6 protein-coding genes are annotated in these 4,211 nt (G+C 68.2%); 3 read left to right on the top strand and 3 right to left on the bottom strand.

The window, feature by feature from the left end; translation table 11 throughout:
- Positions 1-139 precede the first annotated feature (139 nt).
- Positions 140-466, bottom strand: a complete 327-nt coding sequence (locus ACFVM3_RS30110; protein WP_378443321.1) for a putative quinol monooxygenase — start codon at positions 464-466, stop codon at positions 140-142.
- A 73-nt stretch (positions 467-539) separates the two neighbouring features.
- On the opposite strand from ACFVM3_RS30110, the gene ACFVM3_RS30115 reads away from it, so the two are divergent.
- On the top strand, positions 540-1,739 hold the full coding sequence (locus ACFVM3_RS30115) for a sensor histidine kinase (RefSeq protein WP_378443322.1): 1,200 nt from the start codon (positions 540-542) through the stop codon (positions 1,737-1,739).
- A complete protein-coding gene (locus ACFVM3_RS30120; RefSeq protein WP_378443323.1) occupies positions 1,727-2,374 on the top strand; it encodes a response regulator in 648 nt (215 codons plus the stop codon). The genes ACFVM3_RS30115 and ACFVM3_RS30120 overlap by 13 nt, the downstream gene beginning before the upstream one ends.
- Positions 2,375-2,522: 148 nt before the next feature.
- Here the strand turns inward: ACFVM3_RS30120 and ACFVM3_RS30125 are convergent, their stop codons facing one another.
- Complete coding sequence (locus tag ACFVM3_RS30125) at positions 2,523-2,960, bottom strand: VOC family protein (RefSeq protein ID WP_378443324.1); 438 nt, start codon at positions 2,958-2,960, stop codon at positions 2,523-2,525.
- 98 nt (positions 2,961-3,058) lie between these two features.
- Here ACFVM3_RS30125 and ACFVM3_RS30130 point away from each other — a divergent pair, with 98 nt between their 5' ends.
- Positions 3,059-3,253 (top strand): hypothetical protein, encoded by a 195-nt coding sequence (locus ACFVM3_RS30130; RefSeq protein WP_378443325.1) that lies wholly within the window; start codon positions 3,059-3,061, stop codon positions 3,251-3,253.
- Here the strand turns inward: ACFVM3_RS30130 and ACFVM3_RS30135 are convergent.
- Positions 3,222-4,136 (bottom strand): serine hydrolase, encoded by a 915-nt coding sequence (locus tag ACFVM3_RS30135; RefSeq protein WP_378443326.1) that lies wholly within the window; start codon positions 4,134-4,136, stop codon positions 3,222-3,224. The genes ACFVM3_RS30130 and ACFVM3_RS30135 overlap by 32 nt on opposite strands.
- Positions 4,137-4,211: the final 75 nt, after the last annotated feature.

Consider the following 4,211-nt stretch of genomic DNA (forward strand, 5'->3'; position numbering starts at 1 on the left):
GCCGGCGGCCTGGGGGCGCCCCCCCATGGGGTGGCGGCGGGCCCGCCACCCTGGTGGCCCCAACCCCCGGTGGGGCAAAACACCCCCCGCCACGGGGGCTTTCGCGACACGGGCACGGAGACCGCCGACAGGACACGCCCTAGTCGACCGGGGTGACCTCGGCCATCTCCGACCAGGCGTCGCCGTCGAGGTTCTGGTAGTTGATCCGGGGCTTCTCCGCGACGACGGTCGACATGAACGGGAAGAAGTCCTGTGCGTGCCGGGTCGCGACGTGCGCGTCACCTGCGGCGCTGTCGGCGAACACCTCGACGAGGACGAATTCGTTCTCGTCACCGGCGTTCTGGTAGTAGTCGAACGAGATGTTGCCGGGTTCGTCGCGCACCTGCCGGGTGTACCGCTCGATACCGGCCAGCCACTCGCTTCGCTTCTCGGGACGGATCCGTGCTTTGAGGACGATCAAGATCATGCCCCGAGTATCGCAAAGGATTTCACGCGCCACGGGCTGAGAGCCGTGAGCGGCGGGATGGGAGACTGTCGGGGTGATCACCCGGCTCCGGTCCTGTTGGTCCGCGATCCGGTACCTGGCGGTCGGCGCGGCCTCCTCGATGGTCGCCTGGTTCGTCCTCGTCGGCATGCTGTTCGTGCTGATGATGTGCCCATTCGGCGTCGGGATCCCGGCGTTGCCCGTCGCGCTCCAGCTGATCCGCCGTCCGGTCGGCTTCGAACGACGGCGGGCGGCGCGCCTGCTGGGTGAGCCGATCCCCGAGCCGTACCGGTCCGGGAACCCGGTGACCGACCCGGCGTCGCGACGGGACCTCGCCTGGCTCGTCTTCCACGGCGCCACCGGTTTCGTCATCGGCATCTTCGCCATCGCCTTTCCGCTCGGCGGGCTCCGTCAGATCGTCACGGCGTTCAGCTGGCCGCTGGTGCCCGGCGGGGTGGAAAGCTCGCTCGGCTTCATGGTGACGTCGTGGCCGATGGCCGCCCTCAGCCTGGTCACCGGTGTCGGCATGATCGCGCTGATCCTTCTCTACCCCCGGTTGGCCCGGTGGCAGGCGTCCATCGCGCGCAAACTGCTCGCGCCCGCCCCAGGTGTCGTGCTCACGGACCGCGTCGTCGAACTGGCCGCGTCGCGTGCCGCCGCGCTGGAGGCGCACGGCGCCGAACTCCGTCGCCTCGAACGGGACCTGCACGACGGGACGCAGGCGAGGATCGCCGCGGTGGTCCTGCAACTGGGGATCGCCGATTCGCTGTTCGACAAAGATCCGCAGCGGGCCCGGGAGTTGCTCGGCAAGGCGCAGGACACCGCGACCGGCGCGCTCGCCGAGCTCCGGACCGTCGTGCGCAGCATCCATCCGCCTCTGCTGACCGACCGCGGTCTCGACGGTGCCGTCACCGCGCTGGCCGATCGCTGCCCGGTTCCGTGCACAGTGGACGTGCGCAGCCGCAGCCGCCGTCCCGCCGCCGTCGAGGCCGCCGCCTACTTCGTGGTCGCCGAGATGCTGGCCAACATCACCAAACATTCCGGTGCCGAACACGCCTGGATCACCCTCGACGGTACCGCCGACACCCTGCTCATCGAGATCCGCGACGACGGCCACGGCGGCGCCGACGAAGCCGCGGGCAGCGGTCTGTCCGGGATCCGCAAACGGGCCGAGGCGTTCGACGGGACCTTGAAACTGTCCAGCCCCGCCGGTGGGCCGACCGTACTGAAAGTGGAGTTGCCATGCGGGTCGTGATCGTCGAGGACGACGCGCTGCTGCGCGAAGGCCTGGTGATGCTGCTGAACACCTCGGGCATCGACGTCGCAGCCGCGGTGGACGACGTGGACGAGTTCCTCGAACTGGTCACCAAGGACCGGCCCGACGCGGTGATCACCGACGTCCGGCTGCCGCCGACCCACACCGACGAAGGTCTCCGCGCCGCCGTCAAAGCGCGGAAGATGTATCCCGGGCTGCCCGTGCTCGTACTGTCCGCGCACGTCGAAACCGGCTACGCGGCGGAACTCCTGGCGGACGGCAAGGGGGCCGTCGGGTATCTGCTCAAGGAGCGGGTCGGGAAGGTCGAGAAGTTCCTCGACGCGCTGGACCGGGTCGTCAAGGGCGGGACGGCCATGGACCCCGAGGTCATCACCCAGCTGATGGCGCACCGCCGGGCGACCGATCCGCTCGAAGGGCTGACCGCGCGGGAGCGCGAGGTGCTCGGGCTGATGGCGGAGGGCTACAACAACTCGACCATCGCCGAACTGCTCGTGGTGAGCGACGGCGCGGTGCACAAGCACATCCGGAACATCTTCGCGAAACTCGGGTTGCCGGAGGACAGCGGGCACCGGCGGGTCTTGGCGGTGCTGGCCTACCTGGGCGGGAAGGGCTGAGGACGGCCAGAACCAAGAGAGTCGCTTTCTGGCGGGATGAAGGGAGCTTTCCTCTCATGCGATGCGGGGAAGGCTCCCTTCACCCCGGCGTGTGCTCCTCAATGGCTTTCGCGATATGCCCGTGGCCGGGAAGCGTCCCGCTCGACACTCAGAGCTCTTCCGCCAGCCCGACGACGATGCCCTCGGGACCCCGGACGTAGCAGAGCCGATAGATGTCCTCGTACCGTTCCACCGCACCCACGAGTTCCGCACCATGGCCACGCAGGCGGGCGACGACGTCCTCGATGTCGTCCACCGCGAACATGACACGGCGGATCCCCAGCGTGTTCGCCGGAGCGTCCTTCGGTTCGGGCGTGATGGCCTTCGGCCGATGGAACTTCGCCAGCTCGATCCGGCCGGGACCGTCCGGGACCCGCAGCATCGCGACGTCCTGGCTGACGTCTTCGAGTCCGACGACCCGTTCAGCCCCAGGCCAATCGAGTGGCCCCCTGCCCTCCAGTTCCATTCCGAGCTCGACGAAGAACGCGATGACCGCGTCGAGATCTTCGACGACGATGAGGACGTTGTCCATCCGCTGGATCGCCACGCTGAGACTCCTTTGTTCGGCGGGGTAGCGCCAGCACCACCTCGCGACGGGGGCCACTCCCCTGGTCGCCCGCCCTGCCGAACTCTAGCGTTTTCTTCATGAACGACACCGAAAAGTCCAGCGGCGCACTGGTCACCGCTTCCCTCTGGCTCGTCCTTCTCGTCAGCGCGGCCACCAACGCGATCGGCCAGTTCGCGGGGCTGGACTGGACCTTCCGCATGATCGCCGGCGCCGTCGCGGTCGTGTGCATCGTGCTGCTGATCATGCGCCATCTCGCGCGGCGCAAAGCCTGAGCCATTCGACGGCCTGTGCCGCGGCGAACCCGATGAACGCGTCCCGCTCCGGCACCCGTGACCGCGCGTCGACGGCGTCGGTGAAAACCCCCACCGCGTAACGGCCGCCGTCCGGATATTCGACCACGCCGACCTCGTTGCGCACCGCCGGAAGTGTCCCGGTCTTCCCACTGACGCGGATCCCGTCGTCCGGGAAGCCGGACCGGAGCCGGTGCGGCCACACCTGGAGTTCCATCCAGCGCCGGACGTCCGCGCACGCGGTCGGCGACGCCGCCTCGTCACGCCAGATCATCCCGAGCAGCCGGGTGATCTCTTCGGCCGTCGTGGCACAACTGTGCTCCGGCTGGAGCGCGCGTAACGAGGCGATCCGCTCCATCGGGAGTTCGGTCAGCAGTCTTTCGTCGTCCTCGTAGGAGATCCCGAGGTCTTCGCCGATACCGCGGAGTACCTCTCCGCAGTCCTGTGACACGGTGGTGTGCTCGAAACCGAGGCCGCGCAACGTTTTCTCCGTCGCTTCCTTCCCGACGCGGTCGAGGATCAGGTCGGTGGCGACGTTGTCGCTGATCCCGATCATCAGGATCGCGAGGTCGTACCAGGACATCGAGACCTCGTGCCGGAAAGTGGCGAGGCCGTACGGGCTCGGCGTGGGGTGTCCAGGTGGGACGGTGATCCGCCCGCCGAGGTCGAGGCCGCCCTCGGCGCCCTGCTTCGCCAGTTCCAGCGCGATCGGGACCTTGAAGACCGACGCCGTGACGACCGGGGTGTGCTCGTCGACGCCGATCCGCCGCGTGCCGTCGATTTCGGCCGCGTGCAACCGGACCCGGACGCCTGCTTCTTTCGCTCGTTCGGTGATCGTTTCGATGACTTCGGACGAGGTGGGCATGAAACTCCTGTCTGTTCGGGACTCGCCGGAAAGGCGTTGCGAAAGCCACTTCCGCAACGTTGAAGGTTGCGAAAG

Origin of the sequence: Amycolatopsis sp. NPDC057786, assembly GCF_042797905.1 — a bacterium.
Classification (GTDB): domain Bacteria; phylum Actinomycetota; class Actinomycetes; order Mycobacteriales; family Pseudonocardiaceae; genus Amycolatopsis.

Coding starts and splice junctions, on each gene's coding strand:
- ACFVM3_RS30110 (WP_378443321.1), bottom strand. CDS start 466: ATGATCTTGATCGTCCTCAAAGCACGGATCCGTCCCGAGAAGCGAAGC.
- ACFVM3_RS30120 (WP_378443323.1), top strand. CDS start 1,727: ATGCGGGTCGTGATCGTCGAGGACGACGCGCTGCTGCGCGAAGGCCTG.
- ACFVM3_RS30130 (WP_378443325.1), top strand. CDS start 3,059: ATGAACGACACCGAAAAGTCCAGCGGCGCACTGGTCACCGCTTCCCTC.
- ACFVM3_RS30135 (WP_378443326.1), bottom strand. CDS start 4,136: ATGCCCACCTCGTCCGAAGTCATCGAAACGATCACCGAACGAGCGAAA.